Here is a 5,658-nt window from a genome sequence, read left to right as displayed (position 1 = left end):
AAATGCGATAGCAACAAGAAAAGTCACTCGTTATATAATATAAACATTAATTATTTCTTTTATAAAAGGCTACCGCCTGTTTTAACAAATTTAGTTTTAGCACGCAAACAGCTATGCTGTTTGCACCTGACAAATTGTTATATCGGAAGATATTATGGGCGCTGCCCAAACCCGCAAGCCTTTAAAAAGGCTTGACCTAAATTTTAAAATTATTTAGTTTAAGCGGTGCGATAAACCATAATTTTTTAACATTTATTTAATAATAAACATCAGCAAATTTATCTCATAAACCGACAATTTTATGCCGAGTGTAAATTTATACGATTTTATTCGTCAATTATTTTTATAATTACTTTATCGAAAAAAGAAAAAATGCTTTTGTGGTATTATTAAAATAATATGATTTTTACGGGAGGACGAGCTTCTATGTCAGGCGTAATCAGAATTTTTGTAGAAAAAAGAGATGGCTTTAATGTTCTTGCAAAGCAGACCTTGTGGGACATTCGCCACAACCTTGGTATGAGAAATGTTACTGACCTTCGATACATTATGAGATATGATATTGAGGGACTTTCACAGGACGAGTACAACGCAGCAAAAGGCACTATTCTTTCAGAGCCAAATGCAGATGTTATTTACGAGGAAACACTTCCTGTTGAGGACGGCTGGAAGGTATTTGCTATGGAGTACCTCCCGGGTCAGTATGACCAGCGTGGCGACTCTGCCGAGCAGTGCGTTCAGCTTCTTACTCAGGGTGAGCGTTGCAAGGTGCTCACAGCAAGAGTAATTGCCGTAACAGGCGATATTTCAGAGGATGACCTCAAAAAGATTGAGGATTACCTTATCAACCCTGTTGAGAGCCGTCTTGCTTCTCTTGAAAAGCCACAGACTCTTGACATTGCAACACCTGTTCCTGCTGATGTTAAGCGTGTTGAAGGCTTCATCAAATTCAATGACGAAGAAATGGAAAAATATTACGGCTCAATGGGCTTTGCTATGACATTGTCAGACCTCAAATTCTGCCGTGATTATTTCAGAGATACAGAAAAGCGTGACCCAAGTGTAACAGAGCTTAGAGTTATTGATACATATTGGTCAGACCACTGCCGTCACACAACCTTCCTTACAAAGCTTGAGAAGATTGAGGTTGAAAAAGCAGCTCTCGGCTCAGTAATCGAGGACGCACTCGCTGAGTACTATGCTACTCGTGACGAGGTTTACGGCAAAGATACCAAGAGAATTGTTTCCCTTATGGATATGGCTCTTATCGGTATGAAGTCACTCAAAAAGAAAGGTCTTATCCCTGACCTTGACGAGAGTGAAGAAATTAACGCATGTTCAATCGAAGTGCCGGTAACTATTGACGGCAAAACAGAGCAGTGGCTTGTTCAGTTTAAGAACGAAACACATAACCACCCAACAGAAATTGAGCCTTTTGGTGGTGCGGCTACCTGTCTTGGCGGTGCTATTCGTGATCCGCTTTCAGGTCGTTCATATGTTTATCAGGCAATGCGTGTTACAGGCTCAGGTGATCCTACTATCCCTGTAAAGGATACAATGCCGGGTAAGCTTCCTTCAAGAAAAATTACAACAGGTGCGGCAAACGGCTACAGCTCATACGGTAACCAGATTGGTCTTGCTACAGGTCAGGTTACAGAGCTTTACGACAGTGGCTATGTTGCAAAAAGACTTGAAATCGGTGCTGTTATCGGTGCGTCACCAAAGGAAAATGTAATTCGTGAAGTTCCTCTCCCGGATGATATTATCGTACTCTTAGGCGGCAGAACAGGTCGTGACGGCTGCGGCGGTGCAACAGGCTCTTCAAAGGCTCACACAGAAAGCTCTATTGAAACCTGCGGTGCAGAGGTTCAAAAGGGTAACCCGCCTACAGAGCGTAAAATTCAGCGTTTGTTCCGCAATCCAAAGGTTGCAAAGCTTATCAAGAGATGTAACGACTTTGGTGCAGGCGGCGTTTGCGTAGCTATCGGTGAGCTTGCAGACGGTCTTGCAGTTGACCTTGACAAGGTAACAAAGAAATATGACGGTCTTGACGGTACAGAACTTGCTATTTCCGAGAGCCAGGAGAGAATGGCTGTTGTTCTTGACAAAAAGGATGTTGAAACCTTTATTGCCGAGGCAGAGAAAGAAAACCTTGAGGCTACAGCGGTTGCTGTTGTTACAGAAAACCCAAGACTTACAATGACATGGAGAGGCGACAAGATTGTTGACCTCAGCCGTGAATTTTTAAATACAAACGGTGTTACACAGCTTTCATCAGCATATATCACAGCTCCAAAGACAGAGGATTGCTACCGCAACGCTTGTCCTGCCGTATTAAAGGATATGCCTGCCGACAAAGCACTTGAGGAAAATATGGCTCGTCTTGAGGTTTGCTCACAGATTGGTCTTTCAGAGCGTTTTGACGCGTCAATCGGTGCTGCCACAGTAATTATGCCATTCGGCGGTAAAAATCAGCTTACTCCTCAGGAAGCTATGGCTGCCAAGATTCCGCTTGAAAAGGGCGAAACAGATGATGCCACAGCAATGAGCTACGGCTTTATTCCGGGTGTTTCACGCTGGAGTCCGTTCCATGGCTCTGCTTATGCGGTAGTTGAGTCACTTTCAAAGCTTCTTGCTATCGGTGCAAACCCACTTACTGCTCGTCTTACATTCCAGGAATATTTTGAGCGATTAAAGGATGTCCCTGAGCGTTGGGGTAAGCCTGCCGCAGCACTTCTCGGTGCAATGGAAGCTCAGCTTAAACTCGGTATTCCTTCAATCGGCGGTAAGGACAGTATGTCCGGTACATTTGAAACCATTGATGTTCCACCAACACTTGTAAGCTTTGCTGTTGCAATGACAAAGGCAAGCAAGACAGTTTCTGCCGAGTTCAAGAATGTTGGCTCAAAGGTAATTTATGTGCCTGTTCCTGAGAATAAGGCAACACTTATGCCTGACTGGGATAAGCTTATTGCTATGTACAAGGCTGTTTACAAGCTCTTTGACGAGGGTAAGGTGCTTTCTGCCTCTGTAGTAAAAGAGGGCGGTGCAGCTGCCAGCGTTTGTAAGGCTTGCTTCGGTAACGGCTACGGCTTTAAATTTACAAATAAACTCACAAATGACGAGCTTTTCGCTCCGCTTTCAGGTTCACTTGTGCTTGAGCTTGCAGACGGTGCAGAGCTTGACAACAGCGTTGTAAACTATGACCTTGGTACAGTTACAGATGACGGCAAGGTTACAGTAAACGGCGTGGCTGTTGATGTAAATACACTTATTGAAAAGTGGACTGCTCCGCTTGAAAAGGTGTTCCCAACAAAGGCAGAGTGTCCTGAAATTGCGGTTGATATTCCGCTCTTTACCGAGAGAAATACAAGCTCACCTGCAATCAAGACAGCTAAGCCTACAGTATTTATCCCTGTATTCCCCGGCACAAACTGCGAGGTTGACTCTGCAAGAGCCTTTGAAAAGGCAGGTGCAAATGTAGAGCTTCTCATTGTTAAGAACCTCACATCTGCTCATATTGAAGAAACAATCGAGGCTATGGAGAAAATCATTTCCAAGTCACAGATGATTATGTTCCCGGGCGGCTTCTCAGGTGGTGACGAGCCGGATGGTTCAGGCAAGTTCATTGCTACTACTTTCCGTAACCCAAGAATTGCCAATGCAGTAAATGAGATGCTCAAGAATCGTGACGGTCTTATGCTTGGTATCTGCAACGGCTTCCAGGCACTTATTAAGCTTGGTCTTGTACCTTACGGCGAAATCAGAGAGCTTAAGCCAACTGACCCAACACTTACATTTAACACAATCGGCAGACATATTTCTCATATGGCTTACACAAGAGTTACTTCTGTTAAGTCACCATGGTTTGCAAGTGTAAATGCAGGCGATGTATTTGCTATTCCTGTATCACACGGTGAGGGCAGATTTATGGCTGACGAGGCAACTGTAAAGATGCTCGCTCAGAACGGTCAGATTGCTACTCAGTATGTTGACCTTAACGGCAACCCAAGTGCCGACATTACATACAATGTAAACGGCTCTGTATGTGCTATTGAGGGTATTACATCACCTGACGGCAGAATTTTAGGTAAAATGGGACACAGCGAAAGAAAGGGCGACAGCCTTTACAAAAATGTTCCGTTTGCTAAGGATCAGCTTATCTTTGAAAGCGGCGTTAAATACTTTAAATAATTTATGACTTTTTATGGCGGTTAAATCTTACAAAAGGTTTAACCGCCTGTTGTTTTAACTCTTTTCAATAGTTAGATTAAATTGTGGTTTAGCAGAGAGCTTTGGATAATTAACAAAAAATTTAGGTCGAGCCTTTTTAAAGGCTCGTGGGTTTGGGCAACGCCCAAGAAAAGTTGTTTTTACATCAGTCTATCGGGCACAAACAGCGTTGCTGTTTGTGTGCTAAAGCAAAGTTTGACAAAACAGGCGACAGCCTTTTTAAAAGAAATACTTCATTAATAAATAATAAAGAAGAATGGCTTTTTGTGTTGCTATCGCAATTATAAGGCTTTCGCTGTTGTGTTTAAGCCGCCAAACAGCAGGCTGTTTGGCTATCAAAACCTTGCGTTAGCTTAAAGTATTGTGGGCTTTGCCCACCCCCACAACCTTTGAAAAAGGTTGACCAAATTTTTATTTTCGAGTATAAAGTCAGTGATAATTCAAAGAAAATTTCCCGACCATTGCTAAACAATAATTTGTCACCCCAACAATTAAAACAGAAACTTATTTATTGCTTGACATAATTAGCAAGATAATATATTATATATGTATTAATTTTAAATTAATAAGGTATTTTAAAGAAAAAGAGGAGTAAAATAATGGCATTTTGTAAGAATTGCGGAAATAAGATTCCTGATGGAGCAACATTTTGCTCAAACTGCGGTACACCTGTAGAAGATGTAAATGCTCAGGCTCACACACAGCAGTATCAGAACGGTACTCAGCAGAACGGTATTTTTGATACAGATGACACTACTGCAGAGTTCGACCCGATGGACATCAAAGAAAACAAGATAATGGGCGTGCTTGCATACATAGGTGTGCTTGTGCTTATCCCTATTTTTGCGGCAAAGGATTCAAAATTTGCAAGATTCCACGCAACACAGGGCCTTAATGTTGCAATTTTGTCCGTAGCACAGGTAATTATTTATTGGATTTTGTCATTCCTGATTGGCGTTATATTTGGCGGCAGCTTGCTGTTCGGCATTGGTGGTGCTTTGATTGCAATACTTAATTTAGTAAATGCTCTTCTTAATATTGCATTTGCTGTGCTTGCAGTATTGGGTATTGTAAATGTAGTGCAGGGAAAATGCAAAAAGCTTCCGATTATCGGAAAGTTTGATATTCTCGGTAAATTTATGAAATAATAATGAAATCTGCCCAGCCTTGCGGTTGGGCATTTTTGCGTCTTTTATTAAGCTAAGGAAGTTTATAAAGTGGGTTCTTTTTAAATAGTTGGGGTAAATTATTGTTTAGCAATGGTCGGGAAATTTTCTTTGAATTATCACTGACTTTATATTCGAAAATAAAAATTTGGTCAACCTTTTTCAAAGGTTGTGGGTGTGGGCAAAGCCCACAATACTTTAACCTAACGCAAGGTTTTGATAGCCAAACAGCCTGCTGTTTGGCGGCTTAAACACAACA

2 protein-coding genes are annotated in these 5,658 nt (G+C 41.9%); both read left to right on the top strand.

Annotated elements, in window-relative coordinates:
* Positions 1–426 precede the first annotated feature (426 nt).
* Positions 427–4,194, top strand: a complete 3,768-nt coding sequence (locus ACJMMI_RS04875; RefSeq protein ID WP_405354041.1) for a phosphoribosylformylglycinamidine synthase — start codon at positions 427–429, stop codon at positions 4,192–4,194.
* Positions 4,195–4,832: 638 nt separating this feature from the next.
* Positions 4,833–5,381 carry a zinc-ribbon domain-containing protein gene (locus tag ACJMMI_RS04870; protein ID WP_405354039.1) on the top strand — a complete coding sequence of 183 codons (549 nt, stop codon included), beginning with the start codon at positions 4,833–4,835 and terminating at the stop codon, positions 5,379–5,381.
* The last annotated feature ends 277 nt before the right edge of the window (positions 5,382–5,658 follow it).

Source organism: Ruminococcus sp. (assembly GCF_045129435.1).
Lineage (GTDB): Bacteria > Bacillota > Clostridia > Oscillospirales > Acutalibacteraceae > Ruminococcoides.
Note: the sequence above shows the minus strand (reverse complement) of the source record. Positions and strands in the feature narration are given on the sequence as shown.

Coding starts and splice junctions, on each gene's coding strand:
- ACJMMI_RS04875 (WP_405354041.1), top strand. CDS start 427: ATGTCAGGCGTAATCAGAATTTTTGTAGAAAAAAGAGATGGCTTTAAT.
- ACJMMI_RS04870 (WP_405354039.1), top strand. CDS start 4,833: ATGGCATTTTGTAAGAATTGCGGAAATAAGATTCCTGATGGAGCAACA.